The organism is Methylosinus sp. Sm6 (genome assembly GCF_019802345.1).
In the GTDB taxonomy this organism is placed as follows: Bacteria; Pseudomonadota; Alphaproteobacteria; order Rhizobiales; family Beijerinckiaceae; genus Methylosinus.
In genome coordinates, this window is sequence record NZ_JAINDZ010000006.1 from 98,244 (window position 1) to 123,247 (window position 25,004).

General features: G+C 65.9%; 28 protein-coding genes. 19 read left to right on the forward strand and 9 right to left on the reverse strand.

What is annotated here, in order from left to right; translation table 11 throughout:
* Positions 1 to 3: 3 nt before the first annotated feature.
* Complete coding sequence (ccmI, locus tag K3F48_RS06215) at positions 4 to 1,092, reverse strand: c-type cytochrome biogenesis protein CcmI (protein ID WP_222574557.1); 1,089 nt, start codon at positions 1,090 to 1,092, stop codon at positions 4 to 6.
* A gap of 181 nt (positions 1,093 to 1,273) precedes the next feature.
* Between ccmI and K3F48_RS06220 the strand changes: the two genes are divergently transcribed.
* The 8 genes from K3F48_RS06220 to rplA all read left to right on the forward strand — a co-directional run bounded on the left by K3F48_RS06220 (position 1,274) and on the right by rplA (position 6,148).
* Positions 1,274 to 1,675 (forward strand): CCDC90 family protein, encoded by a 402-nt coding sequence (locus K3F48_RS06220; RefSeq protein ID WP_222574558.1) that lies wholly within the window; start codon positions 1,274 to 1,276, stop codon positions 1,673 to 1,675.
* Between the two features lie 21 nt (positions 1,676 to 1,696).
* The gene (gene pdxA / locus K3F48_RS06225) at positions 1,697 to 2,713 is read left to right on the forward strand and encodes a 4-hydroxythreonine-4-phosphate dehydrogenase PdxA (protein WP_222574559.1); all 1,017 of its coding nucleotides are present in this window, start codon (positions 1,697 to 1,699) and stop codon (positions 2,711 to 2,713) included.
* Positions 2,710 to 3,609 (forward strand): 16S rRNA (adenine(1518)-N(6)/adenine(1519)-N(6))-dimethyltransferase RsmA, encoded by a 900-nt coding sequence (gene rsmA, locus K3F48_RS06230; RefSeq protein ID WP_222574560.1) that lies wholly within the window; start codon positions 2,710 to 2,712, stop codon positions 3,607 to 3,609. The genes pdxA and rsmA overlap by 4 nt, the downstream gene beginning before the upstream one ends.
* The gene (locus K3F48_RS06235) at positions 3,606 to 3,824 is read left to right on the forward strand and encodes a hypothetical protein (RefSeq protein WP_222574561.1); all 219 of its coding nucleotides are present in this window, start codon (positions 3,606 to 3,608) and stop codon (positions 3,822 to 3,824) included. The genes rsmA and K3F48_RS06235 overlap by 4 nt, the downstream gene beginning before the upstream one ends.
* 214 nt (positions 3,825 to 4,038) lie before the next feature.
* Positions 4,039 to 4,230, forward strand: a complete 192-nt coding sequence (gene secE, locus K3F48_RS06240; protein ID WP_222574562.1) for a preprotein translocase subunit SecE — start codon at positions 4,039 to 4,041, stop codon at positions 4,228 to 4,230.
* Between the two features lie 80 nt (positions 4,231 to 4,310).
* The gene (gene nusG, locus K3F48_RS06245) at positions 4,311 to 4,841 is read left to right on the forward strand and encodes a transcription termination/antitermination protein NusG (RefSeq protein ID WP_222574563.1); all 531 of its coding nucleotides are present in this window, start codon (positions 4,311 to 4,313) and stop codon (positions 4,839 to 4,841) included.
* 169 nt (positions 4,842 to 5,010) lie between these two features.
* The gene (gene rplK, locus K3F48_RS06250; protein WP_222574564.1) at positions 5,011 to 5,439 is read left to right on the forward strand and encodes a 50S ribosomal protein L11; all 429 of its coding nucleotides are present in this window, start codon (positions 5,011 to 5,013) and stop codon (positions 5,437 to 5,439) included.
* 4 nt (positions 5,440 to 5,443) lie between these two features.
* A complete protein-coding gene (gene rplA, locus K3F48_RS06255; protein ID WP_222574565.1) occupies positions 5,444 to 6,148 on the forward strand; it encodes a 50S ribosomal protein L1 in 705 nt (234 codons plus the stop codon).
* A gap of 77 nt (positions 6,149 to 6,225) precedes the next feature.
* Here the strand turns inward: rplA and K3F48_RS06260 are convergent, their stop codons facing one another.
* A complete protein-coding gene (locus tag K3F48_RS06260) occupies positions 6,226 to 6,900 on the reverse strand; it encodes a glycosyltransferase (protein WP_222574566.1) in 675 nt (224 codons plus the stop codon).
* 226 nt (positions 6,901 to 7,126) lie between these two features.
* Between K3F48_RS06260 and K3F48_RS06265 the strand changes: the two genes are divergently transcribed.
* Positions 7,127 to 8,530: a cation diffusion facilitator family transporter gene (locus K3F48_RS06265; RefSeq protein ID WP_222574567.1), complete on the forward strand. Its 1,404-nt coding sequence runs from the start codon at positions 7,127 to 7,129 to the stop codon at positions 8,528 to 8,530.
* A gap of 64 nt (positions 8,531 to 8,594) precedes the next feature.
* Positions 8,595 to 8,843: an exodeoxyribonuclease VII small subunit gene (locus tag K3F48_RS06270; protein WP_222574568.1), complete on the forward strand. Its 249-nt coding sequence runs from the start codon at positions 8,595 to 8,597 to the stop codon at positions 8,841 to 8,843.
* Between the two features lie 43 nt (positions 8,844 to 8,886).
* On the opposite strand, the gene K3F48_RS06275 is transcribed toward K3F48_RS06270, so the two are convergent.
* The 3 genes from K3F48_RS06275 to K3F48_RS06285 all read right to left on the reverse strand — a co-directional run bounded on the left by K3F48_RS06275 (position 8,887) and on the right by K3F48_RS06285 (position 13,938).
* Positions 8,887 to 10,158 (reverse strand): efflux RND transporter periplasmic adaptor subunit, encoded by a 1,272-nt coding sequence (locus K3F48_RS06275; RefSeq protein WP_222574569.1) that lies wholly within the window; start codon positions 10,156 to 10,158, stop codon positions 8,887 to 8,889.
* Positions 10,155 to 13,340 carry an efflux RND transporter permease subunit gene (locus tag K3F48_RS06280; protein ID WP_222574570.1) on the reverse strand — a complete coding sequence of 1,062 codons (3,186 nt, stop codon included), beginning with the start codon at positions 13,338 to 13,340 and terminating at the stop codon, positions 10,155 to 10,157. Before K3F48_RS06280 ends, K3F48_RS06275 begins: the two co-directional genes overlap by 4 nt.
* Positions 13,341 to 13,470: 130 nt before the next feature.
* Positions 13,471 to 13,938: a MarR family winged helix-turn-helix transcriptional regulator gene (locus K3F48_RS06285; protein WP_222574571.1), complete on the reverse strand. Its 468-nt coding sequence runs from the start codon at positions 13,936 to 13,938 to the stop codon at positions 13,471 to 13,473.
* A gap of 195 nt (positions 13,939 to 14,133) precedes the next feature.
* Here K3F48_RS06285 and K3F48_RS06290 point away from each other — a divergent pair, with 195 nt between their 5' ends.
* Positions 14,134 to 14,379 (forward strand): hypothetical protein, encoded by a 246-nt coding sequence (locus K3F48_RS06290; RefSeq protein WP_222574572.1) that lies wholly within the window; start codon positions 14,134 to 14,136, stop codon positions 14,377 to 14,379.
* An 18-nt stretch (positions 14,380 to 14,397) separates the two neighbouring features.
* Here K3F48_RS06290 and K3F48_RS06295 read toward each other — a convergent pair whose 3' ends face one another.
* Positions 14,398 to 14,703, reverse strand: a complete 306-nt coding sequence (locus K3F48_RS06295) for a hypothetical protein (RefSeq protein WP_222574573.1) — start codon at positions 14,701 to 14,703, stop codon at positions 14,398 to 14,400.
* A 254-nt stretch (positions 14,704 to 14,957) separates the two neighbouring features.
* On the opposite strand from K3F48_RS06295, the gene K3F48_RS06300 reads away from it, so the two are divergent.
* From K3F48_RS06300 to K3F48_RS06310, 3 genes are all read left to right on the forward strand, one after another.
* The gene (locus K3F48_RS06300) at positions 14,958 to 15,788 is read left to right on the forward strand and encodes a hypothetical protein (RefSeq protein WP_222574574.1); all 831 of its coding nucleotides are present in this window, start codon (positions 14,958 to 14,960) and stop codon (positions 15,786 to 15,788) included.
* 148 nt (positions 15,789 to 15,936) lie between these two features.
* Positions 15,937 to 16,281, forward strand: a complete 345-nt coding sequence (locus K3F48_RS06305) for a hypothetical protein (RefSeq protein ID WP_222574575.1) — start codon at positions 15,937 to 15,939, stop codon at positions 16,279 to 16,281.
* Between the two features lie 156 nt (positions 16,282 to 16,437).
* Positions 16,438 to 17,445, forward strand: coding sequence for a transporter (locus K3F48_RS06310; protein ID WP_222574576.1), 1,008 nt, complete (start codon positions 16,438 to 16,440; stop codon positions 17,443 to 17,445).
* A 4-nt stretch (positions 17,446 to 17,449) separates the two neighbouring features.
* On the opposite strand, the gene purQ is transcribed toward K3F48_RS06310, so the two are convergent.
* From purQ to K3F48_RS06325, 3 genes are all read right to left on the reverse strand, one after another.
* Complete coding sequence (purQ, locus tag K3F48_RS06315) at positions 17,450 to 18,136, reverse strand: phosphoribosylformylglycinamidine synthase subunit PurQ (protein ID WP_222574577.1); 687 nt, start codon at positions 18,134 to 18,136, stop codon at positions 17,450 to 17,452.
* Positions 18,137 to 18,147: 11 nt separating this feature from the next.
* Entirely contained in the window at positions 18,148 to 18,384 is a 237-nt protein-coding gene (gene purS / locus K3F48_RS06320) for a phosphoribosylformylglycinamidine synthase subunit PurS (RefSeq protein ID WP_222574578.1), read from the reverse strand.
* A 99-nt stretch (positions 18,385 to 18,483) separates the two neighbouring features.
* Entirely contained in the window at positions 18,484 to 20,064 is a 1,581-nt protein-coding gene (locus tag K3F48_RS06325; protein ID WP_222574579.1) for an ATP-dependent endonuclease, read from the reverse strand.
* Positions 20,065 to 20,305: 241 nt separating this feature from the next.
* Between K3F48_RS06325 and K3F48_RS06330 the strand changes: the two genes are divergently transcribed.
* From K3F48_RS06330 to minE, 5 genes are all read left to right on the forward strand, one after another.
* A complete protein-coding gene (locus K3F48_RS06330) occupies positions 20,306 to 21,259 on the forward strand; it encodes a helix-turn-helix domain-containing protein (protein WP_222574580.1) in 954 nt (317 codons plus the stop codon).
* A 138-nt stretch (positions 21,260 to 21,397) separates the two neighbouring features.
* On the forward strand, positions 21,398 to 22,915 hold the full coding sequence (gene adh, locus K3F48_RS06335) for an aldehyde dehydrogenase (protein WP_222574581.1): 1,518 nt from the start codon (positions 21,398 to 21,400) through the stop codon (positions 22,913 to 22,915).
* A 169-nt stretch (positions 22,916 to 23,084) separates the two neighbouring features.
* Positions 23,085 to 23,864, forward strand: coding sequence for a septum site-determining protein MinC (minC, locus tag K3F48_RS06340; RefSeq protein ID WP_222574582.1), 780 nt, complete (start codon positions 23,085 to 23,087; stop codon positions 23,862 to 23,864).
* Between the two features lie 13 nt (positions 23,865 to 23,877).
* Positions 23,878 to 24,693: a septum site-determining protein MinD gene (gene minD, locus K3F48_RS06345; protein ID WP_222574583.1), complete on the forward strand. Its 816-nt coding sequence runs from the start codon at positions 23,878 to 23,880 to the stop codon at positions 24,691 to 24,693.
* Positions 24,690 to 24,965 (forward strand): cell division topological specificity factor MinE, encoded by a 276-nt coding sequence (gene minE / locus K3F48_RS06350; RefSeq protein ID WP_222574584.1) that lies wholly within the window; start codon positions 24,690 to 24,692, stop codon positions 24,963 to 24,965. Before minD ends, minE begins: the two co-directional genes overlap by 4 nt.
* Positions 24,966 to 25,004: the final 39 nt, after the last annotated feature.

Below are 25,004 nucleotides of genomic sequence, written 5' to 3' on the forward strand. Positions count from 1 at the left end.
TCGTCATCCTCCGACGCCCAGCTCGCGCGCCAGCGCGTCGACGCGAGCGAGGCCGTCCCTGTCGTTCGCCAGCGCCTTGCGCGCGCCGTCGAGCGCCGTCTTCGCCTGCGCCGCCTCGTCGAGCACGCTATAGGCGCGAATGAGCTTCAGCCAGCCCTCGACATCCTCGCCATTCTGCTCCAGCCGGCCCCGCAGCCGCTCGACCATCGAGCGGATCGCCTGCAGCTGCGCGCCTTGCGGCATGGCGGCGATCTTCGCGCCGTCTTCGCTCGCCGGCGCCCCGCGCAATTGCGCGAGCAGAGCGGTGACGCGCTCGCGCCAGGGCGCGTCCGGGGCCGAGTCGCCGAGCAGCTTCGACCAGAGGTCGATGGCCTTGTCGCGCTCGCCGTTCTGCGCCGCGGCGAGGCCGATGTAATAGCGGGAGATGGCGGATTTCGGATCGAGCGCCAGCGCCGCCTCGAAATCGCGCTGCGCCTCCTCGCTCACGCGGCCCTTCTCGGCCATCACGCGCGCCTCGCCGAGCGAGGCGTGGCGCTGCGGCGTCGGCCCCAGCAGGCGCAGCGCCTTCTGATAGGCGTCGACGGCGTCGGCGGCGCGGCCGTTGCGCAGATAGAAGGGCGCCACCACCTCATAGCCGCGCCCATCCTCCGGGTGCTCGGCGAGATGCGCCTCGATGCGCGCGACGGCGCTGGCGAGATCGCTGTGGGCAGGCGCGGCTTCGAGCCGCGCCTGCAATGGCAGATCCGGCAGGTTGGAATGGCCGAGGCGCGAATAGACGAGCAGGGCCAGCGCCGGAACGACGAGAATGGCGAAGGCGGCGGCGGCGACGGCGTTGCGCCGCGACGGCTTCGCTTCGCCGGCGCGCGCCGCGCGGGCGCGCAGCAGGCGGCGCGCGGCTTCGGCGCGGGCGATTTCGCCATCCTCCCGCGAGAGGCGTCCTTCGGCGCTCTCGCGATCGATCTCGGCGATCTGCTCCTCGAAGAAGGCGATGTCGGTCGCCGCCGGATCGGCGGCCTCGCCGCGGCGCGCGAGCGGCCACAGCACGCTCATCACTGCGGCGCCGGTCAGAAGAGCGAAGACGAGCCAGATCATGGCCCGGCTGTTTAGAGGGAATCCGCAAAAGAGGAAAGGGAGATGGAAATTCTTCGGGAATTCGATAGAGAGCGCGCAGGGACCGCCGAGCCGCTCATGTCGGCGCGGCCCGAGCGGAACGTCTCTGGACGGGACGGCGAAGCCGGGCCATATTCGAAGAGGTTCCCGATAAGGATCGAAAATGAGCGCGGCCGTCGCCTTCGACACATTGAAATTCGTCAAGAGGCTCGAGGCTGGCGGCTTCACTCAGTCTCAGGCGTCCGCCGCGGCCGAAGCTTTTGCGGAAGCGACGAGCCAGGAGCTGGCCACCAAGACGGAGCTCAAGGCCGAGTTCGCCGCTCTTCGTTCGGACCTCAAAGCCGAATTCACGGCCCTGCGTTCCGAAATCACCGCCGTGCGCTCGGAGCTCGAGACCAAAATCGCAGAGGTTCGTTCCGAGTCGAGAGAGAACAAGCTGGGCCTCGAGGCGAAAATCGAAGCGAGCAAGGCGGAACTCGTCAAATGGATGTTCGGAACAGTCGGCTTCCAGACGCTCGTCGTTCTCGGCGCCGTGCTGGCGCTGTCGAAATTCATGCATCCTTGATCGCGCTCGCCCGCTGACGCCATGGAGGACGCTCTGGCCGCCCGGCCCCCTCTCGCCCTCACCCAGGGCGATCCCTCCGGCATCGGCCCGGAGCTGGCGCTGAAGGCGTGGCGCGCGCGCGACGAGCGCGGGCTTCCGCCCTTCTTCGTCCTCGCCGATCCGGATCACCTCGCCGGCGCCGCAGCCGCGCTCGGCCTCGAGGTTCCGCTGCGCGAGGCGGCGCCGTCCGAGGCCGCTGCGATCTTTCCGCAGGCGCTGCCGGTGGCGCCGCTCGGGCGCGCGGTTCGCGGCGTCCCCGGCGCGCCGGCGCCGGAGGACGCGGCTTCGACCATTGCGTCGATCGAGCGCGCCGTGGACTTGGTGACGAAGGGCGAGGCGCGCGCGCTCGTCACCAATCCGATCGCCAAAAATGTGCTCTACGCCGCCGGCTTCGCTCATCCCGGACATACCGAATTTCTGGCGGCACTGGCCGAACGGCGCTTCGGCCGTCCCTTCCGCCCGGTGATGATGCTGTGGGCGGAGGAGCTGGCCGTGGTTCCCGCGACCATTCATGTGGCGCTCGCCGATGTTCCGCGCCTGCTGACGCGCGAGCTGCTGGTCGAGACCGGCGCGATCGTCGCCGCCGATCTCGAGGCGCGCTTCGGCGTAGCGTCGCCGCGCCTCGCCTTCGCCGGACTCAATCCGCACGCCGGCGAGAGCGGCAGCATGGGGCGGGAGGAGATCGAGGTCATCGCCCCGGCTGTCGCCGAGCTGCGCGCGCGCGGGATCGACGCCAGCGGGCCGCATCCGGCCGATACGATGTTCCACGCCGCCGCCCGCGCCCGCTATGACGTCGCCATCTGCCCGACGCATGATCAGGCGCTGATTCCGATCAAGACGCTCGCCTTCGATCGCGGCGTGAATGTCACGCTGGGCCTGCCGTTTGTGCGCACCTCGCCCGATCACGGCACGGCCTTCGACATCGCCGGCAAGGGGATCGCCGACGCGGCGAGCCTCATCGAGGCGATCCGCCTCGCCGACCGCATGACGGCGCGATGATCGACGATCTGCCGCCGCTGCGGGAGGTCGTCGCCAAACATGGCCTCATGGCCAGCAAGGCGCTCGGCCAGAATTTCCTGTTCGATCTCAATCTCACCGCCCGCATCGCCCGCGCCGCCGGCCCGCTCGACGGCGCGACCATTATCGAGATCGGCCCGGGGCCGGGCGGCCTCACCCGCGCGCTGCTGGCGGAGGGCGCCGGCCGGGTGATCGCGGTGGAGCGCGATGCGCGCTGCATTCCGGCGCTGCGCGAGATCGAGGCGCGCTATCCGGGCCGGCTCGTCGTCGTCGAGGGCGACGCGCTCGCCGCCGACCCCGCGGCGCTCATGCGCGAGCACGGCCTCGGCGGGCCGGCGCGCATCTGCGCCAATCTTCCCTATAATATAGCGACCGAGCTGCTCGCCCGCTGGATCGAGGCCGAGCCCTGGCCCTCGGCCTTCGACCGCTATGTGCTGATGTTCCAGCGCGAGGTGGCGTTGCGCATCGTGGCGACGCCGGCGCAGCGCGCCGATTACGGACGGCTCGCCGTGCTGTGCGGCTGGCGCACGCGCGCCCGCATCCTGTTCGACCTCTCGCCTTCGGCCTTCACGCCGCCGCCCAAGGTCGTCTCCTCGGTGGTGGAGCTCGTTCCCAACGCCTCGCCGGCGCCCTGCGCGGCGCGCCTTTTGTCGCAGGTGACCAAGGCCGCCTTCGGCCAGCGCCGCAAGATGCTGCGCCAGAGCCTGAAAGCGCTCCCCTTTCCGGGGCTCGACGTCGCGCGCCTGCTCGCCGACGCCGGCATAGAGGAGACGCGGCGGGCCGAGGAGATCGACATCGGCGAATTCGTCGCATTGGCGCAGGCTCTGGCCGTCCTATCTCGAATGGGCGGCGACTTCGACGAGGAGGGGCGGCAATGACGAAATTCTATTTCGCGGCGGTCGAGACGGAAGAGGGCCCGCGCGCCGAGCTCAAGATCGCGACGCCCTATTCGCTCGCGGCGGATGTGTTCGATCCGAGCGGCAGCTTCGAGGAGTATGAGGCCAAGCTCGACTCCGCGCTCGGCGAATTGGAGCGCACGCGCGAGGAGGCCCGCGCCTGGTTCGCCAAGCACGCCGGCTCGCCGGCGATCTGACGATTTTCACGCGGACATTTCGCCGTCGAAATTTCGCTGTCGAAATTTTACTTGGCGCGCGGCCTCGGGTGGAATATAAGCTGCGGTCGCGTGGCGCGTGGCCTGTCGGTCCCGCGCCGCGATCGTTTTGTGGCGCGCTTCGCTCCGCCGCGGCGCTCCTCGCGTAAGATGCGGTCGCGACGCCTCGAGCTTCGCGAACCAACTCGGTGAGCAAATGGCCAATCCGTTTCAATTCCTGCAGGATGTGCGTTCGGAAGCGAGCAAGGTCGTGTGGCCGACGCGCCGCGAGACCCTGATCACCACCGGGCTGGTGGTCCTGATGGTGCTGTTTGCGAGCCTGTTCTTCGTGCTCGTCGACAAGACGCTGCACGTCGCCGTCGGGCTCTTGCTGCGGGTGGGTCAGTAATCGCTGCTTTTCGCGGAGCGCTGCGCGCCCGCGCGCCCTGATCGGCAGGGCCAGACAAGATTCGGAGCCGTCGCGCCGTCATGAGCATGCGCTGGTACATCGTCCACGCCTATTCGAACTTCGAGAAGAAGGTCGCCGAATCCATTCGGGAAGGCGCCGCGCAGCGCAGTCTCTCGGACAAGTTCGAGGAGATCCTCGTGCCGACCGAGCAGGTCGTCGAGGTGCGCCGCGGCCGCAAGGTCAGCTCGGAGCGCAAGTTCTTCCCGGGCTATGTGCTGGTGAAATGCGACCTCACCGATTCGGTGTTCTCGCTCATCAAGAACACGCCCAAGGTCACGGGCTTCCTCGGCGCGGACAATAAGCCGATGCCGATCAGCGACGCCGAGGCGCTGCGCATCAAGGGCCAGGTGGCCGAGGGCGTCGAGCGCCCGAAGCCCACTGTCACCTTCGAGGTCGGCGAGACTGTGCGCGTCGCCGACGGCCCCTTCGCCTCTTTCAACGGCGTGGTGGAGGAGGTCGACGACGCCCGCTCCCGCCTCAAGGTGGCCGTGTCGATCTTCGGCCGCCCGACTCCGGTGGAGCTGGAGTTCGCGCGGGTGGAGAAGGTTTGAGATATCCCTCTCCCGCTTGCGGGAGAGGGAAGAACTCCCCCGCTGCGGGGAGGAGAGAACGTGGCGGGCGCGCCCTTTCGCCAAAGGGAGATCGCGTCGGACCACGAGCTGCAATCGGCGGCCCGGACGCGCGAGCGTCATCGGGCTCGCTCAACGTTGGAGATGAGACATGGCGAAGAAAATCGCCGGCTACATCAAGCTGCAGGTGCCGGCCGGCGCGGCGAATCCGTCGCCGCCGATCGGTCCCGCGCTCGGTCAGCGCGGCCTCAACATCATGGAATTCTGCAAGGCGTTCAACGCCAAGACGGGCCAGATGGAGAAGGGGACGCCGATCCCCGTCATCATCACCGCCTATCAGGATCGCTCCTTCACCTTCGAGCTGAAGCAGCCGCCGGTGTCCTACTTCCTCAAGCAGGCGGCGGGCGTCAAATCGGGCTCCAAGACGACGGGCCGCAACTTCGTCGGCAAGGTGACACGCGCGCAGATCCGCGAGATCGCCCAGAAGAAGATGGCCGACCTCAACACGACGTCGGTCGATTCGGCCGCGGCGATGATCGAGGGCTCCGCCCGTTCCATCGGCCTCGAAGTGGTGGAGTGAGATCATGGCGCATATCGGAAAACGCATCGCCAAGGCCCGCCAGGCCGTCGAGCGCACCAAGCTCTACGCCGTCGACGAGGCCATCAAGCTCGTTCGCGCCAATGCGAGCGCCAAATTCGACGAATCGGTCGAGATCGCCATGAATCTCGGCGTCGACCCCAAGCATGCGGACCAGATGGTTCGCGGCGTCGTCAATCTGCCGAACGGCACCGGCCGCACGCTGCGCGTCGCTGTCTTCGCGCGCGGTCTCAAGGCCGACGAGGCCAAGGCCGCGGGCGCGGACATCGTCGGCGCCGAGGATCTCGTCACCATCGTCCAGGGCGGCACGATCGAGTTCGATCGCTGCATCGCCACTCCGGAGCTGATGCCGCTGGTCGGCCGTCTCGGCAAGGTGCTCGGCCCGCGCGGCCTGATGCCGAACCCGAAGGTCGGCACGGTGACGATGGACGTCGCCGGCGCAGTGAAGGCCTCCAAGGGCGGCGCCGTGGAGTTCCGCGTCGAGAAGGCCGGCATCGTGCAGGGCACAGTGGGCAAGGCCTCCTTCGAAGAGGGCAAGCTCGTCGAGAACATCCGCGCCTTCGTCGACGCCGTCGCCAAGGCGAAGCCCGCCGGCGCCAAGGGCACCTATATTCAGCGCGTGGCGCTGAGCTCCACCCAGGGGCCGGGCGTCAAGGTGGAAATCGGATCTCTCGGCGCGCCGCAGGCGTAAGGCGTCGGCTTTTCAAAATCGTCGAAGGGCCGGCGGCTCTCGCCGGCCCGCGCTCGTTCCGACGGCGTCCGGGTCGGTCAAGCTTCGAACAGACGCTCGCTCTGCTGGCGTTCGCTCCAATGCGATCCCGGCCCGCGATAGAGAAATTTATAGATGTGAAAGCCAGGGCTCGCGTCCGTATCCATGACGTGAAAGCCGACGCTTTCGCGGAACTCGGCCTTCATCTCCCATTTCCCATGCACTTTGTCGAACATGAGTTCGACCATCACGCGCGTTCCCGTCAAATCGAATATGTTGTAGGCGACATGTTCCTTCGTCGCCTCCTCCCGACGCTTGTGCGCGACGAGATTGTCGAACGCCCTTTCCAGCATTCGATCGAAAATTGGAAGCCGGCGGCGCGCCGCCAGGACGCCATTCATGAAATTGAATCCGGGGCTCCAGCCCTTGCGGAACAAGATCAGATCGTAGCGAGCGAGATCGGCCAGAGTTTCGGCCAGCCGCTCGCTGGAGGACGGCCCGGTATGCGCATCGACGTATAATCCGCCGTAATGGCGAAGCAAGGCCAGTCGCGCGACATCGGATTTGCACGCGGGAATACGAATTTTCTCATAAATCTCGCGCTGCGCGTCGCTGTCGAACAGCGGCAGGACATCGGCGTCGCCGAAGCAGGCGAAGCTCGGATATGACCGGCGCCAGGCCGGCACGGATTCCGGCTGATGCGTCTCGTGTCCGGTCCAGAAGGTAAAAAGCACTGAAAACGCCTCGCCGAGCATTTTTTCGAGGGGGGAGCATAGGGCGTCGACGTGAAAAGTCGAGCCGCGACCTCGCGTGTCGGCGCGTCCGAACTCGGCGCGCTTCTTCCGTCGCCGCGCCGGCGCATGCTGCAAATCGGTCAGAGCCGGGATATCACGTTGCCGAATGCGCGCCGGCTTGCTAAATCGTTCGAGCTCGCGCACGCTTCTTGCGGAGCAGAGATTCATGCCGGACACTGCCCTCCCTCGACATGATGTCGCCGCGCGCAAGGCCGCCGCCGCCAAGGCGTCGATCGCCGCCAGCGCGGCGCTCACCATCGCCAAGCTCGCCGCCGGAATCTGGTCGGGCTCGCTGGCGCTGATCTCCGAGGCCGGCCATTCGGCCGCCGACGTCGCCGCCACCATCCTCACTTATTACGCCGTGCGCCAGGCCGAGAAGCCGGCGGACGAAAAGCATCACTACGGCCATGCCAAGGTGGAGTCGCTCGCGGCGCTGATCGAGACCGGCCTGTTGTTCGGCCTGGCGCTGATCGTCGCCGTCCAGGCCGCGCAGCGCCTTCAGGGCGGCGAGGTCGCCATCGACGCCGGCTGGCCGGCCTTCGCGGCGCTCGGCGCATCGATCGTCGTCGATTTCTTTCGCTCGCGCCAGCTCGACGCCGTCGCCAGAGAGACGCAGAGCGACGCGCTGGCTGCCGACGCGCTGCATTTCGCCAGCGACCTCGTCTCTTCCGCCCTGGTCGTCGTCGGCCTTCTGGCGACGCGCGCCGGCTTTCCGCAGGGCGACGCGCTCGCCGCCTTCGGCGTCGCGGCCTTTATCGCCGTCGCGGGCTGGCGCCTCGGCCGGCGCACCGTCGCCTCTCTGCTCGACGCGGCGCCGCAGGAGATCGTTCCGCGCATCGACGCGATCCTGCGGGCGACGCCGGGCGTCATCGCCGTCGAGCGCCTGCGCCTGCGCATGGCCGGGCCGAAGGTGATGGGCGAGGCGGTGATCGGCGTCTCGCGCACGCTGCCGCTGGAGCGCGCGGCCCGCATCAAGGACGATGCGGCCGCGGCGATCATGCGGGAGTTTCCCGGCGCGCAGATCACGCTGGCCGCCCATCCGATCGCGCTCGACGACGAGACGGTGCTCGAGCGCATCCTGCTCGTGGCCGCGCGGCGTCGCCTCCAGGTGCATCACATCATTGCGCAGCAGATCGGCGAGCGGCTCTCGATCACCCTCGATCTCGAATTGGAAGGGGCGATGCCGCAGGGCCGCGCCCATGCGATCGCGACGAGCCTCGAGCAGGCGATTCTCGAGGAGTTCGGCCCGGCCGTCGAAATCGAGACTCATATGGAGCCGCTGGAGCCGCATCCGCTTCTTGGACGAGACGCCGAGCCGCAGACGCGCGAGCGCCTCGAAGAAGCGCTCGCGCGCCACGCCGCGCGCTTTGGAACATTGACCGACATCCACGACGTTCGCGTGCGCGAGACGGCCGAGGGGCTGGTGGTCAATTATCATTGCTACGTCGACCCTCGGCTCCCGGTCGAGGCCGTTCATGCGGCGGTCGACGAGACGGAGCGGGCCATGCGCGCAGAGTTCCCGGACATATTGCGCATCGCCGGCCATGCCGAGGTCGACGATCACGCATGAGCCTTCGCGCGCGCGTCGTGCTACAATCGCGGCGATTCACTGAAGCCGCAAGGGAGCCCGTCCCGTGTCCGACGCCAATTCCGACATCGACGCCCTGCCGTTCGAGAAGGCCATACAGGAGCTCGAGGAGATCGTCGGCAAGCTCGAGAAGGCGAGCGTCTCGCTCGACGAATCGGTCAAGCTCTACGAGCGCGGCGAAGCGTTGAAGAAGCGCTGCGACGCTCTATTGCGCGAAGCCGAGGCGCGCATCGAGAAGATCACGCTCGCCGCCGACGGCCAGCCGAAAGGCGTCGCGCCGCTGGATGTGGAGTGAAGGGCGAGTAGCGAGTAGCGAATAGTTCTACTCGCTATTCGCCTCACTGCCGGATCGTGACCTTTCTGCCGTCACGAATATCGACCGGCGGATCGAGCACGACGCGCTCGTCGCCGGCGAGCCCATCCTCCACATCGACGCTCGTTCCATAGTCGCGGGCGATGGCGACCGGCGCCATGCGGATCACATCGTCCTTGCCGACCACGGCGACGCGCGGTCCCTGCGCGCCGAATAGAATTGCCGGCGCCGGAACATTCACATGCGGACGCACGCGGGGGATGTCGAGGACGAGGCGCACGAACAGTCCCGGACGCAATTCGCCGGTCGGATTGGGAATGTCGACCTCCGTCAGCAGCGTGCGCGTCGCCGGATCGAGCGAGACGGCGTTGCGCGTCACGCGGCCCTTGAAAGTCTTGCCGAGCTCGGGCGAGAGAATCTTCGCCTCGAGCCCATCGGCCATGCCTTGCGCTTCGGTCTGCGGCACGGAGACCTGCACGCGCAGCACGTCGTCGCGCGCCATCTGGAAGAGCGCGGTTCCGCCATTGGCGTCGGCGCTGACGAGATCGCCGACATCGATATTGCGCACTGTGACGACCCCCTTGAACGGCGCTTTTACATCCTTGAATCCGACGAGCTGAGCGAGCCGCTCCACATTGGCCTGATTGGCCTCGATCGTCGCCTGCGCGACCTCGACGCCCGCCTGCGCGGACGAGACATTGGCGGTCTGCGTCTCGACATTGGCGAAGGCGGTGTCGGCGTTCTGCTTGCTCTCGAAATTATTCTTGGCCAGTGTCGAAGCGCGGTTGTAGGTGACCTTGGCGAGATTGAGATTGGCCTTGCTCTGCTCCACCTGCGCCTTCGATTGCAGCAGCTGCGCCTTGGAGAGGGAGAGCTGCGCCTTCGCCTGCGCATATTGCTGATCGAGATCGGGCGCGGCGATGCGCAACAGTAGATCGCCCTGCTTCACCTTCGAGCCGATGTCGACGCGCCGCTCGGCGATATAGCCGGTCGCGCGGGCGAAGAGGCGCGCCTGCTCGAAAGCGAGCGTCTGTGCGGGCAGCTCGATGTGATAGGGGGCCGAGACCTTCTTCACCTCGGCCACGCGCACGCTGAGCGTGGCGTCGGCCTGCGCCTGTTGGAACGCGGCCGCGTCCCGGTCGCGTTCGGCATGGCGCGTGGCGCCGCGCCACAGCACGACGAGGAGCAGCAAGGCGAGCAGCAGGAAAGGGCCTTTGCGCAGCCGGGGCTGCTCGCGGCCCGCGCCGACGACCGTCGTGGACGCCAAGGGGCTGCGTGGATGCGGCATATCGCTCATAGATAGTCCCTCGGCGCGCGCGGCTCGCCGCGGCGCAGGATCGAATAGAGGAGCGGCACGAACAGCAGAGTCGAGCAGGTGCCGAAGGCGATTCCGCCCATGACCGCGCGCGCCAGCACGGCGTTCGGCTCGGAGCCGTCGCCGAGCGCGAGCGACATCGGCAAGAGGCCGACGAACATCGCCGCGGCGGTCATGAGGACGGGACGAATGCGGGTCATGCCGGCGAGATAGGCCGCCTCCTCGGCCGAAGCGCCGGTCTCCTCGCGATGCTCGCGGGCGAAGGTGACGAGCAGGATCGAATTGGCCGAGGCGACGCCGACCGACATGATGGCGCCCATCAGCGACGGAATGGAGAAGGTCGTGCCGGTGACATAGAGGCTGAACACGATGCCGCAGAAGGCGATCGGCAGCGCCAGGATCACGACGAAAGGATCGCCCCAGCTCTGGAAGTTCACCACCATGAGAAGATAGACGAAGGCCATGGAGGCGATGAGGCCGAGGCCGATGCGGCGGAACGCGAGATTCTTGCTCTCGATCTGGCCGCGCAGGACAATCATATTGCCGGGCTTGAGCTCGCCCTCCAGCTCGGCGACCACTTTTCGAAGATCGCGCTCGATGGCGCCGAGATCGCGATCCTGCAGATTGGCGTAGATGTCATAGGTCGGCTGCGTGTTGGAGTGGTTGACGACGGTCTGCTCTATGCCGCGCCGCCATTGGGCGAGATTGGTCAAGAGATCGACCTGCGCCGTCGGCGCGTTGGTCACGGCCGAGACCGGCGTGTTGGCGAAAGCGTCGAGCGTGGCGATGCGATATTCCGGCGTCTGCACAGAGACCTGATAGGGGATGCCGGATTTCGGATCGGTCCAGAAATTGGGCGAGACCTGGAAGGAGGAGGAGAGCGACACATTGACGTTGCTCGCCACCTGCTGCGTGCTGGCGCCGAGCTGCAGCGCGCGCCAGCGGTCGATGTCGACGAAGAATTCGGGCGCGTCGAGGATCTGGTGAATATGCGCGTCGACGACGCCCTTCACGCCTTTGACGCGCTCCAGCAGCTTTTGCGCGACAATCTGATTGCCCTCCGCGTCGCGGCCGACGATGCGCAGAGCGATCGGCGAGGGCAGACCGAAGTTCAGGATCTGCGTGACGATGTCGGAAGCCTGGAAATAGAAGGTCGCCTCGGGGAAGCGCTGCGGCAGGATCTCCCGCATCTTCTTCATATAGCCGGCGGTCGGCGCATGCCCTGCGTGCAGCGACATCATGATCTGCCCATCGAAATAGGCGACGACCGTTCCGTCGGTGAAAGCGAAATTATAGGTGATCTGCGGCAGGCCGATATTGTCGATGAGCAGCGCGAGATCATGTTCGGGCACGATCTCGCGGATCGCATTTTCCACCTTTTGGAAGAACAGCTCCGTATCCTCGATGCGCAGGCCCGGACGCGCGCGCACATGCAGCGTCATCTGACCCGCGTCGATCTGCGGATAGTAATCCTCGCCGACATTCACGAACAGCGCGCCGCCGAGCGCGAGAACGCCGACGATGAAGACGAACGCCTGCGCCCTGCGGCGCAGAACGGCGGCGAGCAGCAGGCCATATTGGGCCCGCATGCGCTCGAAGGCGTGCTCGAAGGCGAGCTGCACGCGGGCGAGGCCGCCGGCCACTCCGGCGCGGCGCGCGTCCCCTTCCAGCTCGCGGCCGTGATGCTCATGCGCGAGCAGCTGATCCATCAGGATCGGCGTCAGCGTGCGCGAGAAGAAATAGGAGGCGAGCATGGCGAAGACGACGGCCAGCGCCTGCGGCGTGAACAGATAGCGGGCGACGTCGGTGAGGAACAGCACCGAGACGAAAGCGGCGCAGATGGCGAGCGTCGAGATCAGCGCCGGCTTGGCGATGCCGGACGCGCCCTCCGCCACCGCATGGCGGAACTCCTTGCCCTCCTCGAACAGTCGGTAGGTGTTCTCGATGGCGACCGTCGCGTCGTCGACCAATATGCCGACGGCGAGGGCGAGCCCGCCGAGCGTCATGATGTTGATCGTATGGCCGAGCGCGCTCAGCACGGCGAGCGAGACGAGGATCGACAGCGGAATCGAGATGATGACGATCAGCGTCGAGCGCCAGGACCCGAGGAACAAGAGGATCATGAGTCCGGTGAGGCCCGCCGCGATCGCGCCTTCGCGCAGCACGTCGGCGATCGCGTGGGAGACGAAGACGGACTGATCGAACAGCTCGTTGATGCGCATTTCCGGCGGAATCGCCTCGCGCAGCTTGGCGATGGCGGATTTGACGTTCTCGACGACGTCGAGCGTCGAGGCGTTGCCGTTCTTGAGCACGGTGAGCAGCACCGAGCGCACGCCGTCGACGCGAACGATGTTCTGCTGCGGCGGGCTGCCGTCGCGCACCTGGGCGAGATCGCGCAGCAGCACCGGCGCGCCGTCGGAGAATCTGACCGGAATATTGTTGAGCGTCTCCAGCGCCTCCGGCGTCGAATTGAGCCGAACCACATATTGCAGCTCGCCGAACTTCACGAGGCCGGACGGAACGGTGACGTTCTGCGCGGTGACGGCGTTGACGATGTCGAGCGGGGTGAGGCCGCGCGCCTGCAGCTTGGCGACGTCGAGGTCGACCATGATTTGCCGCTGCTTGCCGCCCCAGGGCGTCGGCAGAGTCGCGCCGGGCGTCGCCGTCAGCGCCTGGCGGACGCGGTAGAGTCCGAAATCATAGAGCTGCTGTTCGGAAAAGCTCTTGCTCGACAGCGCGAGCTGCAGCACCGGCGCCTGCGACGCCGTGTAGCGGATCACGGTCGGCGGATTAATGCCGGGCGGCATCAGCGCGCGGATCGAGTTCATCGAGGAGACGACCTGCGCGATGGCGAGCTCGATGTTCACATCCGGCTGGAAATAGATCTTCATCACCGAGACGCCCTGCAGCGTCTGGCTTTCCATCGTCTTGATGCCGTTGACGTTGTTGGACGTCGAATATTCCGCATAAGTGGTGACGCGCTGCGCCATCTCGGTGGTCGAGAGGCCGGTGTAGGTCCAGATCACCGTCACGACCGGAATGTCGACGTTCGGAAACACGTCCTTGGGCGTCGACACGATCGCCGCGCCGCCGAGGAGCGTCGTCAAAATGGCGATGACGTAGAACGTCAGCCGGAATTTGAGCGCGTATTTGACGAGCTCCATGTGGGTTCGACCTCATGGCCGGACGGCGCGGCGAGCCGCGCTCCGGCGAACCAAATCAACTCGAACATGTGCTGTTTGTGATTATTGGGGCGCCTCGTCTTCCGCGCTCGCGCCCGACCTTTTGTTCGTCTCATTCGGCCTTTTTCAGCCGTTTCGCGGGCGCGCTCAGCGCCTCGCTCAGATTGGCGCGCGTCGTCTCGAGCGCGCGCGTCAGGGCCGCCGTCTCTGCGTCGCCCAAGCCGGCGAGCGCTTCCCGGCGCGTCTGTTCCGAGATCGGCGCCATGGCTTCGAGCAGCGGCAGCGCGGCCTCGCGCAGATAGAGCCGCCACGCCCTCCTGTCGGTGTCGTGCGGGCGCCGCTCGACGAGTCCCTGCGCCTCGAGCCGATCGACGGTTCGCCCGAGGGTGATCGGCTCGATGTCGAGCATGTCGGCCAGGACGCACTGGCTGACGCCTTCATTGCGCGCCAGATAGGCGAGAGCCTGCCATTGCGCTCGGGTGAGGCCGAGATCGCGCGCATTCTGCTCGAACCGCTTGCGCATCAGCCGCGCCGCGTCCGACAGCAGGAAGCAGAATGTGTTGGGCGGCGGCAGGCTCATTGATCCGGCTGGTCTTAGCGGCGCTTCTCATAAGTAAGCTTATTAAATGCTCGAGCGCGAGGAAAAGCAACCCCGTCGCGAGGGCTTTCCCGGATTAAAGGTTAATCCGGCCGGGCGATGGCCGTGCGCGGTCGCGCCCTATCATTTCAACCTCATGGGGCCGCGATCGTCGCGGCCGTCGCAGGAGACGCCGCCATGCGCTTGCTCTTCGGGTTCTCGCTTCTCGTTGCGATCATGGCCGCCGCGCCGGCGTCCGCGCAGGGGACGGCCAAGCAGCGCTCGGCCTGCACCAATGACGCCTATCGCTTCTGCGAGCGGTTGGTGCCCGACGCCGACGCGGTGTCGCAATGCCTCAGAGCCAATTTCGGCTCCCTCAGCCGCGCGTGCAAGGCGCAAATCCAGGGCGCGGCAAAGGGGAAGAGGCGCGGCCGCCGCCACTGAGCGGCGCCCGGCGAGAGATCAAGAACGCCGGGCGAAGCGGCGGATGTCGACGCCGTTCTGGGCCAGCCAGCTGCGCAAGGTCGGGGAGACGGTGACGGTGCGCACGGCCGCGCCATTGACGCGGCAGGCGTTCCTCAGATCGAGGTAATGCGCGTAGATGCGACCGGCTTCCTGGTCGCCGACCACAAGGCGGACCTCGTTCAGCAGGTAATGGACTTCACTTTCGCTGTATTGCGCCACGAGCGGACAGCCGATCGTGACTTTTTCCGCGTAGGCGGGCAGCGACAGGCAGGTCGCCAGGGCCGCGAGCGCAGGGAGCTTCATGCTGTTTCCTCGAAAGCTGTTGGTGTTCCTCTCCCCCCGCGCCGCGTTCGACGCTGCAGCCGCTCTCCCTCTCGCCGGTTTTCTTGTCCGAAGTTTGTCTCTTCCGCTTCAGAAAGATGGTCGCGCTCAACCGAATGTTTACCCTTCGCGCAAATGGTGGCGAGAGTGAAACCTCGACCTCGAGATCATTCGGCAGGGTGCGAGGCCTCGTCGTGTTTTTCCGGCGCGCGCCGCCGGGCGGTTGGAGTGGCGTTATGAGTTGGTCGGCTTCCGACGAAGACATTTCCGTCTATGCGAGCGGCCCGCTGCGGGCGCGGCCGCTCGGCAGCTTCGCCGCCTCTTCGATGGGTTTCGCCGCGCTTCTCGTTTTGGCCGGCGCCGGGCTCTTCCTCCGGCCGCCAGCGCTGCCGGCGATCGACGATTTTCCGACCGCCACGATAGCGCCGCCGCCGCCGGCGAGGGCTCGGGCGTCGGCGCCGGTCGCGCCCAAGGCGGCCTTCGATCTCGATGTCCCGGAGCTCGCCAAGGAGCGGGTCGTCGCCCTCGAGCCGTCGCGGCATGCGGGCGGACGGCAGGAGTCCATGACCTTCGGCGGCTTCGACGCGGGCCGCTTCTATCTGCGGATCGACATTCTCCAGCCGACCGGCGACAAGCTCGGCAATTCCGACTTCTTCCTCGACATGGCGCGCCACGCCGCGGACGCCGGCCTCTCGGTCGTGCGGATCGCTCAGCCGATTCCGCTCTCCGGCCGCGCCGGCGCCTTCGAGGCCGCCGACATCCGCCTGTCGCAGCGCCAGGGGGAAGGCCCCGTGACGGAGCGCGGCTGCACGGCGGTGCGGCTGATCGATTCGACGCTTTCGATCGAGATCGCCGGCCTCGCCTGCGGGGCGGCCGGCCGGCCGGTCGACCGCCGCGTCGCGACCTGCCTGCTCGACCGCGTCTTCTACCTGCCGGGCGGCAAGAACGAGGGCCTGCAAAAGGCCTTCGCCAAGGCCGACGCGCCGTCCTGCTTCGCCGCGCCGGCGCAGGAGGCGAGCGCCGCGGGCGCCCGCGCGCCGGCCAAGAAGCGCGGCGCGCGTCATTGACGCCGCGAAATCGACGATTGCGCGCGAGCGCTTAACGTTTCGGCGGACACATTCGCCAACATCGCCGTGCGAGGCGCGCGGGCGGCGTATCGCTTCGCGCCGCGAGCGGTTATGATCCTCGACAGCGTTTCGGAACCGGGAGATGGAGATGCGATTTTTCGTCAGTCTGTCGGCGGGCCTCGCCTGCCTCTGCGCCGTCGCGACGGCCGGCGACGCGCTCGCCAGGCCTCGGCGCGCCGCGGTTGTCGTCGTGTCCGATGCGCCCGTCCCCTATGTCCGCACGCCGCTCGTCGTCCCGCGCCGCAGCTGGCTCGATCCGGGGCCGGTCGTTCCGGTCGGCACGACCAATCGCTATTTTATCGAGACCACCTTTTTCGCCTATGATCCGATCGAGCGCAATCAGCCCAGCCGGTTCATGGACGATGTTCTGCCGAAGCGCTATCGGCTCGATGTCGTGCCCTATGATCCGGGCGTTTCCTTCTGGGGCCCGTGAGGCCGACGCCGCTGTCGGCGTATTGTCGCATCGGGGAGATAGAGGCTCCGCCCGGATGAGCGACGGATCTGCGCGCCGACGTGGTCGCTCGGAGGCGTGACGCGCATCGCCGGGCGAGCCTTCAGGGTCGCTTCTGCGCAGCGGAGACCGAAGCTCATGAGGCTGAAGCCGCCGCGCGGCGCGATTGTAGGCGATTCGCCCTTTCTCTGGGTCCTGCGTTTCGACCCTCGAGGCGCGGCGTCGCTCGTCTCGGAAGCGAGCGCGCCGAACCTTTCCCCGGACGATGGCGGCTTCATCTGGGTGCATCTCAATGTCGCGGATCTGCGTTATCGCGACTGGGTCGCCGCGCAGCCGCAGATTCCAGACGAGGCGAAAGCGCTGCTCCTGGAGCCGGACACGCATCAGCGCCTCGCCGCCGACGAGACCGCGCTCTGGGGCGTGCTGCCCGACCGCGGCCGCGATCTCGAGCGCCCCGAGGACGTGCTGCGCCATTTGCGCATCGTCGTCACCGAGCGCGGCCTCGTCACCGCGCGCCGCTATGCCGTGCAATCGACGGCGGCGGTGCGGCAGGCGGCGCTGGACGGCGCCCGGATGAACTCGCCGCTCGATCTGTTCGAGACCTTGGTCGAAGAGACTCTCTCGACCATGGATGCGGCGATCGATGCGCTCTTCGCCGAGTTCAACGAGATCGAGGATCGCGTGCTCGACGACGAAGCGCGCGACGAGCGCCGTCGTCTCGGCGCCTTGCGCCGGCAGACCATCAGGCTGCATCGCGAGATCGCCGACGCGCAGCGCGTCTTCGCCCGCGCCGGACAATCGGCGCGCGTCGGCGAGCCGACGCAGGCGGCGCTGCGCCGGCTTTCGCAACGGTTCGATGCTCTGCATCAGGAGCTCGAGGCGCTGCAGGCGCGCGCGCGCCTCCTGCAGGACGAGATCGTCTCCAACCTCACCGCGGAAACCAATCGCCAGCTCTATGTGCTGACCATTCTCGGCACGCTGTTGATGCCGCCGACGCTCATCTCCGGCATCTTCGGCATGAACACGAAAAATCTGTTCTTCGCCGAGAATGAATATGGGACGCTCTATGCGGCGGCGCTCTGCGTCGCCTCGGCGGCGGCCGCTCTCTTCGCGCTCGCCTGGATTCGCAAGCGCGACTCGATGTGAGGCGTCAGGCCGCGGCGAGGCTCTCGAACAAAGCGCGCCCATCCGTCCCGCCGACCAGCGGGTCGATCAGATTTTCAGGATGCGGCATGAGGCCGAGCACATTGCGCTCGGCCGAATAAATGCCGGCGATGTCGTTGCGCGAGCCGTTGGGATTGGCGGCGCCGCCCACATGGCCCGCCGCGTCGCAATAGCGGAAGGCGACGCGCCCCTCGTCCTCGAGCCGGCGGATCGTCTCGTCATCGGCTTCGTAATTGCCTTCGCCATGGGCGATCGCCACTTCGATCGTCTGCCCCGGCGCATAATGGCGGGTGAAGGCGGTGTCGGTTCGCTCGACGCGCAAATGCTGCATGCGGCAGACGAAGCGCAGGCCGGCGTTGCGCATCAGCACGCCCGGCAGCAGGCCGGATTCGCAGAGGATCTGAAAGCCGTTGCAGACGCCGAGCGTCAGCCCGCCGCGCGCGGCGTGGGCGCGTACCGCCTCCATCACCGGCGCGCGGCCGGCGATGGCGCCGCAGCGCAGATAATCGCCATAGGAAAAGCCGCCGGGCAGCACGACGAGATCCGTGCCGGCCGGCAGCTCATGCTCGGCGTGCCATACCATGGCCGGCGCGCGTCCGGTCGCCTGACGTAGCGCGCGCGCCATATCGCCCTCGCGATTGGAGCCGGGGAAGACGACGACGGCGGCTTTCATGCGCGGCCCCTTCAGATCTCGATGGCGAAGTTCTCGATGACCGTGTTGGCGAGCAGCTTTTCGCAAGCGGCTTTCAACTGCGCCTCGGCCTCGGCGCGGTCGGCCGTCTCGAGCTCGACATCGAACACCTTGCCCTGCCGCACGCCGGCGACGCCCTCGACGCCGAGCGAGCGCAGCGCGCCTTCGATGGCCTTGCCCTGCGGATCGAGCACGCCGGCCTTGAGGGTGACGATGACGCGGGCTTTCATGGGCTCTGGCTTTCCTCGGGGTGTGGCTCGCGCGCAGGGTTAGCGGGCGGAGGGGCGGAGCGCAAGGGCGGGGGCTGTCTGTCGGTAATCCGGAACAGCCTATGGTAGGTGCTTTTTGACGTTTGCTATCAAAGTTTCGAATTCAGACCGCGATACTTTCGTAGCCATCGAGATAATATCCGATCGCGCCTTTTCGACGGCTAATTCGACGGCCTCGGCGAGTTCAACAAACTCTCTGTGCTTTTCGGCAGAAGCGGCCGCTTTCAAGGCCTCAATCAACGCACCTCGAGAATCAAGCCCCCAGGATTGCACGATCGCATTCACCTCGGTGCATTCATCATCAGACGCCTTGTCTATGGCCAATCCAATTATCCATCTTTCTGGCCATTCACTGCCTGGAAGATAAAAAATTCGTGTCGCGGCCCAGTCAGCAATATCGTTTTTTTCTGATTTAGTGCTTGCTTCGCAATAGCTCTCTATATTTCTTAATGCATTTAACTTAAATTTAGACTGGTCTCCATCCAATATGCAAATACATTTGTTAGCATTCTCAAGATACCGTGACGCCATCTGCCTCATTACTGCCGAGTGGGAGCCGATCGCTTTCACTCGAGAGCGGTGACGAATTTCAAAAGGCAAAGCCGCTTGAAGCACTTCTCTCGCGAGTCCATCTTCTACAAAAATTTCAAGCTCAAATGAATCGGGCTTTCCCATTTTTCCGCACGCATAGTCGGCAGAGATGCCCTTTGTAATAAGAGTTCGGCTCTCTCGACATTCAACGTGAAATCTAGCTTCAGATGGGAGGCTTCTCAGAATTGCATGAGAGTGCGTCGAGCATATAATTTGACATTTAAGCTCAAGACAGCATATCTTGAGCTGCTCAATCAGCCGCTCTTGCGCGCGCTCATGTAAGCCTAACTCAATCTCATCTATCACCAACAGTGTGCCTGGCCCGTCTTGAAAAAGCGCTGTAAATATTTCGAAAATAGCACTCTCACCTGCACCCATATTGAAGCCAGAATACGAAATACCTCCAGATGAAGCAAAAGGCAGGGAGTACTTCGTGTGCTCGAACGAGTCGAAATCCGTGTAATCCTTACCGATGATACGGCCTGCAATTTTTGCAATTTTATTGCGCGCTTGTTCATCTAACTTTCCAGGCCTGAAGCGGCTCCGATACGACCTATGAACGCTACGTTCGTAATGAGGCACAACTCTTTGTACACCGAAGTATATTACATTTCTTTTTACTCTATCATCGTAGTCGTTCCATTTTCCGCCTTTCTTTTTCCTCCTGCTCTGATATCCGATCCCAGGCTCGTAGTTCCTCCACCTGTCGTGACGTATGCCGTAATGAAGCGTAATACCTTCGACTGGGGCCTCTTTTGTCGACTGAACGAAAAAGTCCTGAAATGTGTAGTAATTCTGTGTCCGCAATGGAGGAATAAAACCACCTTTTGTATTATGAAACGCACAAGCTGCAAGCGCCAAAATTGTCGATTTTCCGGATCCGTTTGCGCCGGAGAGAGCCGAAATCGGATATTCAAAAGACATATAAAAATTCGTTACTCCTCGCACGCTTCCTCGCTTTAACTCGATTGAGACGAGTGTTGCACGAGTGTTATCGTTTTTGAACCACTTCATGTTGGCCTTATCAATTTGCGAAACACCGTACGTCATGGCGCGCCTAGCCTTCGATCCAAGCAAGGCATTTTTAGAACACCATAGACTGATTTAAGCAAGAGGTTCAGCCACTCTCATCCGGTGGCTACAGAAACGCAGCACGATGAATGCGTCGGTCCGCGTGTGCTGAAAGGTTCAACGAATCGACGAGGAGAGCGTTGGGTGGTCTGAAAGTCACTTTTTCCGCATGCGCCCCCGGTGCTACAATTCTCCAGCCCCCCCACCGAGGCCCCTCGCCATGGCTCGGCGCGACGCTCATGCCGATCGCATCCTCACCGCCGTCGATGACGGCGCCGCTCCGGCCGCCTCGGTCGTCGCCGCCTCCTGGCGGCGTTGCGTCACGCTCTATGGCCTCGACCCCGAACAGTCTCGCGCGCCCGAAATGCTCGGCGCCGCCGAGCTGCGCGCGGCGCGCGAAAGGCTGGAGCCCTTGATGCACGCAGCTCATGCGTCGCTCGACCGGCTCGCCGCCGCGGTGGTCGAGCTCGGCTGCTGCGTGCTGCTCACCGACGCCGAGGGCGCGCCCGTCGAGCGGCGCAGCGCCGCCGCGGACGAAGCGGAGTTCGACGCGCGCGGCCTGCGGCCGGGGGCCATCTGGAGCGAGGCGCAGCAGGGCACCAATGGCATCGGCACCTGCCTCGCCGAAGGACGCGCCCTCACCATTCATCGCGACCAGCATTTTCGCACGCGCAATACCGCGCTGAGCTGCACGGTCGCGCCGATCCATGATGATCGCGGCCGCCTCGCGGCGGCGCTTGACGTCTCCTGCCGCCACGAGACGCTCGTCCCCGGCATGATCGGGCTCGTCGCCGCCGCCGTCGCCGAGGCGGCGCGCGCGATCGAGGCCGCGCATTTTCGCGCCGCCTTCGCCGATGCGCGCATTCTGCTGGCGCCCGGCGCCGAAGGTGGCGCCGTTTCTCTGCTCGCCGTCGATCGTGACGATCTCGTCATCGGCGCCACCCGCGCCGCGCGCCTCGCGCTCGGCGTCACCGACGCGACGCTCGCCGCCGCCCCGCCCGCCGCCGATCTCTTGCGCTTTGGCGACGCCGGCGACCCGCTGGGAGAGGCCGAGCGCAGCGCGCTGCGGCAGGCGCTGGCGCGGGCCAGAGGCAATGTCTCGGCCGCGGCGAAGCTGCTCGGCGTCAGCCGCGCGACGCTGCATCGCAAGCTGAGCCGTCTGGGCCTGCGCTGAACGGCGCCTGTCGCAAGAATGCGACACTTCCGGCCGCGTCGCGCGTTTCCCCTCTGGCGGGTTCGCGCGCGCGGGTGAACAATCTCGCCGCGACGCCGCGACCATTACGCAAAGAGGCGCGTGAAGAGAGGATTCCCCATGACGAGGCCCGAATTCATCCGCTCCGCCGAGCCGCAATTCAAACCCCGCTACGACAATTACATCGGCGGAAGCTGGGTCCCCCCGGCCGCCGGCCGCTATTTCGAGAACAAGACGCCGGTGAACGGCAAGACGCTCTGCGAGATCGCCCGCTCCGACGAGGCCGATATCGAAAAGGCGCTCGACGCCGCCCATGAGGCGCGCGACGCCTGGGGCCGCGCCAGCGTCGCCGAGCGGGCGCGCGTGCTGAACGCCGTCGCCGACCGCATGGAGCAGAACCTCGTAACGCTCGCCGAGGCCGAGAGCTGGGACAATGGCAAGCCGGTGCGCGAGACGCTCGCCGCCGACGTTCCGCTCGCCATCGATCATTTCCGCTATTTCGCCTCCGCCATACGCGCGCAGGAAGGGACGATCTCGGAGCTGGACCACGACACGGTCGCCTATCATTTCCATGAGCCGCTCGGCGTCGTCGGCCAGATCATTCCGTGGAACTTTCCGCTGCTGATGGCGGCCTGGAAGCTCGCGCCAGCGCTCGCCGCCGGCAATTGCGTGGTGCTGAAGCCGGCCGAGCAGACGCCGGCCTCCATTCTGGTCTGGGCCGAGATCGTCGGCGATCTCTTGCCGCCCGGCGTCGTCAATATCGTCAACGGCTTCGGCCTCGAGGCCGGCAAGCCGCTCGCATCGTCGAAGCGCATCGCCAAGGTCGCCTTCACGGGCGAGACCAGCACCGGACGGCTCATCGGCGAATATGCCGCGCGCAATCTGATCCCGGTGACGCTGGAGCTCGGCGGCAAATCGCCCAACATCTTCTTCGCCGATATCGCCGCGGAGGACGATGCGCTCTTCGACAAGGCGCTCGAGGGCTTCGCCATGTTCGCGCTCAATCAGGGCGAGGTGTGCACCTGTCCGAGCCGCGCCCTGGTGCACAGAAGCATCTACGATCGCTTCATGGAGCGCGCGCTGAAGCGCGTCGGCGCCATCGTGCAGGGGGATCCGCTCGACAAGCGCACCATGCTCGGCGCGCAGGCCTCGCAAGAACAGATGGAGAAGATTCTCGGCTATTTCGATATCGGCCGAAAGGAAGGCGCCGATGTTCTGATCGGCGGCGGCCGCGCCGAGCTTTCGGGCGAGCTCTCCGGCGGCTATTATGTGAAGCCGACCGTGCTCGCCGGCAACAACAAGATGCGCGTGTTCCAGGAGGAGATCTTCGGCCCCGTCGTCTCGGTGACGGTGTTCGATTCGGACGAGGAGGCGGTGGCGATCGCCAATGACACGATCTACGGCCTCGGCGCGGGCGTGTGGACGCGCGACGGCAATCGCGCCTATCGCGTCGGCCGGGCGATCCAGGCCGGGCGCGTGTGGACCAATTGCTATCACGCCTATCCGGCGCACGCCGCTTTCGGCGGCTATAAGCAATCGGGCGTCGGCCGCGAGAATCACCGCATGATGCTGGATCATTATCAGCAGACCAAGAATCTGCTGGTGTCCTATAATCCAAACAGCCTCGGCTTCTTCTGATGCGCTGCGGGTGAGAAGCATCGCCCCGACCCTCTCGCGCGCGAAGCGGGGGAGGGTCGGGGAGGGGCGGTCCTCGATCGATATCGCATTTACCCTTAGGTAATTTAACCCGTTGTTAACCACGCTGGCATGAAATGGGACTCGCAGAAGAGCTCGCGAGTCCGCGCCGTTGACCGAATCTTCATCCTCTCACATTCGCTTCCGGGGCCGGTCCTTTCCGGTCCTCGCCATCGAGCCCGACGCGCCGATCGACGGCTGGATCGAGAAGCTCGACGCCTGTCTCGAGCGCTCGCCCGCCTTCTTCGCGCGCAAGGCGATCGTCATCGACGTCTCCAAGCTCGCGCTCGAGCGTGACGAGGTCGTCGGCCTCGTCGACCGTCTGTCCGAGCGCCGCGTGCGCGTCATGGGCCTCACCGGAGTCGAGCCCTCCTGGGCCTGCGACGAGCTGCCGCCGATTCTTTTGAGCGGCCGCGCCTACGCCGCCGACGAGGATCCGGGCGCCGCGGCGCAGCAGCCGGCGCTGACGCCGCAGGAGCGGACCGCCTTCGCCGAGATCGGCGCCGCGCTGCGCGCGGAAAAGCCCGCGCTCGCCGAGAGCGTCGACGCCGAGCGCCGACACAATGCGCCGCTCATCGTCGAAGCGCCGGTGCGCTCCGGCCAATCGATCTTTCATCCGGGCGGCGATGTGATCGTCGTCGGCTCGGTCGCCTCGGGCGCCGACGTCATCGCCGGCGGCTCCATCCATGTCTATGGCGCGGTGCGCGGCCGCGTGATGGCCGGCTCCTATGGCGAGACGCGCGCGCGCATCTTCTGCCGCAAGATGGAGGCGGAGCTCGTCGCCGTCGGCGGCTTCTACATGACCGCGGACGAGATCCGCGCCGATCTGCGCGGGCGCGCGGTGCACGCCTTTTTGCAGGATGAAACGATCAAGATCGTCAAGCTCGACTGAGGGGGGACGGCGAATGTCCAAAATATTGGTGGTTACATCCGGCAAGGGCGGCGTCGGCAAGACGACGTCGACCGCGGCGCTCGGCGCGGCGCTGGCCCAGTCGAATCACAAGGTCGCGGTGGTCGATTTCGACGTCGGCCTGCGCAATCTCGATCTCGTGATGGGCGCCGAGCGGCGCGTCGTCTACGACCTCATCAATGTCGCCAATGGCGACACCAAGCTGCATCAGGCGCTGATCCGCGACAAGCGCGTCGACACGCTGCATCTGCTCGCCGCCTCGCAGACGCGCGACAAGGACGCGCTGACCGAGGAGGGCGTGCGCCGGGTGATCGACGAATTGCGCGAGCGCTTCGACTGGATCGTCTGCGACAGCCCCGCCGGCATCGAGCGCGGCGCGACGCTCGCCATGCGCTACGCCGATGTCGCCGTCGTCGTGGCCAATCCGGAAATCTCTTCAGTGCGCGATTCGGATCGCATCATCGGCCTGCTCGACGCCAAGACCGAGCGCGCCGAGCGCGGCGAGCGCATGGAGAAGCATCTGCTGCTGACGCGCTATGACGCGGGACGCGCCGCGCGCGGCGAGATGCTGCATGTCGACGACGTGCTCGAGATCCTGTCGATTCCGCTCATCGGCATTATTCCCGAGAGCGAGGATGTGCTGCGCGCCTCCAATGTCGGCAGCCCGGTCACGCTGCACACGACGACCAGCGCCCCGGCGCGCGCCTATATGGACGCGGCGCGGCGCCTTTGCGGGATCGACGTGCCGATGGACATCCCCGCAGACAAGAAGGGGCTTCTCGTGCGTTTGTTCGGCCGGAGGGCGGCATGAATCTGTTCAAGTTCCTCGATCGTCGCGCTTCCGCGCCCGTCGCGCGCGAGCGATTGCAGATCCTTCTCGCGCATGAGCGCGCATCGGTCTGCAACTCCAATCTGGTCGCGCTGCTGCACAAGGAAGTGCTGGCGGCGATCTCCCGGCACATCGAGATCGATCCCGAGCGCGTGGAGGTCAATCTGCGCGAGCGCGACAAAATCTCCCTGCTCGAGATCGACATAGAGATCGACGCCGCGATGAAGCGGACGCAGGTCGGCGAAGCGGCGTAGCGCCGCCCTCGCATCTTCGAGATCGAGAGCGGCCGCGCG

Excerpts from the sequence above, each read along its gene's own strand:
- K3F48_RS06330 (WP_222574580.1), top strand. The coding sequence starts at position 20,306 with ATGGCTCGGCGCGACGCTCATGCCGATCGCATCCTCACCGCCGTCGAT.
- K3F48_RS06265 (WP_222574567.1), top strand. The coding sequence starts at position 7,127 with ATGCCGGACACTGCCCTCCCTCGACATGATGTCGCCGCGCGCAAGGCC.
- rsmA (WP_222574560.1), top strand. The coding sequence starts at position 2,710 with ATGATCGACGATCTGCCGCCGCTGCGGGAGGTCGTCGCCAAACATGGC.
- minD (WP_222574583.1), top strand. The coding sequence starts at position 23,878 with ATGTCCAAAATATTGGTGGTTACATCCGGCAAGGGCGGCGTCGGCAAG.
- minE (WP_222574584.1), top strand. The coding sequence starts at position 24,690 with ATGAATCTGTTCAAGTTCCTCGATCGTCGCGCTTCCGCGCCCGTCGCG.
- purS (WP_222574578.1), bottom strand. The coding sequence starts at position 18,384 with ATGAAAGCCCGCGTCATCGTCACCCTCAAGGCCGGCGTGCTCGATCCG.
- K3F48_RS06295 (WP_222574573.1), bottom strand. The coding sequence starts at position 14,703 with ATGAAGCTCCCTGCGCTCGCGGCCCTGGCGACCTGCCTGTCGCTGCCC.
- rplA (WP_222574565.1), top strand. The coding sequence starts at position 5,444 with ATGGCGCATATCGGAAAACGCATCGCCAAGGCCCGCCAGGCCGTCGAG.
- K3F48_RS06310 (WP_222574576.1), top strand. The coding sequence starts at position 16,438 with ATGAGGCTGAAGCCGCCGCGCGGCGCGATTGTAGGCGATTCGCCCTTT.
- K3F48_RS06220 (WP_222574558.1), top strand. The coding sequence starts at position 1,274 with ATGAGCGCGGCCGTCGCCTTCGACACATTGAAATTCGTCAAGAGGCTC.
- ccmI (WP_222574557.1), bottom strand. The coding sequence starts at position 1,092 with ATGATCTGGCTCGTCTTCGCTCTTCTGACCGGCGCCGCAGTGATGAGC.
- K3F48_RS06280 (WP_222574570.1), bottom strand. The coding sequence starts at position 13,340 with ATGGAGCTCGTCAAATACGCGCTCAAATTCCGGCTGACGTTCTACGTC.
- purQ (WP_222574577.1), bottom strand. The coding sequence starts at position 18,136 with ATGAAAGCCGCCGTCGTCGTCTTCCCCGGCTCCAATCGCGAGGGCGAT.
- K3F48_RS06290 (WP_222574572.1), top strand. The coding sequence starts at position 14,134 with ATGCGCTTGCTCTTCGGGTTCTCGCTTCTCGTTGCGATCATGGCCGCC.
- K3F48_RS06300 (WP_222574574.1), top strand. The coding sequence starts at position 14,958 with ATGAGTTGGTCGGCTTCCGACGAAGACATTTCCGTCTATGCGAGCGGC.
- pdxA (WP_222574559.1), top strand. The coding sequence starts at position 1,697 with ATGGAGGACGCTCTGGCCGCCCGGCCCCCTCTCGCCCTCACCCAGGGC.
- K3F48_RS06305 (WP_222574575.1), top strand. The coding sequence starts at position 15,937 with ATGCGATTTTTCGTCAGTCTGTCGGCGGGCCTCGCCTGCCTCTGCGCC.
- nusG (WP_222574563.1), top strand. The coding sequence starts at position 4,311 with ATGAGCATGCGCTGGTACATCGTCCACGCCTATTCGAACTTCGAGAAG.
- K3F48_RS06325 (WP_222574579.1), bottom strand. The coding sequence starts at position 20,064 with ATGACGTACGGTGTTTCGCAAATTGATAAGGCCAACATGAAGTGGTTC.
- adh (WP_222574581.1), top strand. The coding sequence starts at position 21,398 with ATGACGAGGCCCGAATTCATCCGCTCCGCCGAGCCGCAATTCAAACCC.
- K3F48_RS06275 (WP_222574569.1), bottom strand. The coding sequence starts at position 10,158 with ATGAGCGATATGCCGCATCCACGCAGCCCCTTGGCGTCCACGACGGTC.
- secE (WP_222574562.1), top strand. The coding sequence starts at position 4,039 with ATGGCCAATCCGTTTCAATTCCTGCAGGATGTGCGTTCGGAAGCGAGC.
- K3F48_RS06285 (WP_222574571.1), bottom strand. The coding sequence starts at position 13,938 with ATGAGCCTGCCGCCGCCCAACACATTCTGCTTCCTGCTGTCGGACGCG.
- K3F48_RS06235 (WP_222574561.1), top strand. The coding sequence starts at position 3,606 with ATGACGAAATTCTATTTCGCGGCGGTCGAGACGGAAGAGGGCCCGCGC.
- rplK (WP_222574564.1), top strand. The coding sequence starts at position 5,011 with ATGGCGAAGAAAATCGCCGGCTACATCAAGCTGCAGGTGCCGGCCGGC.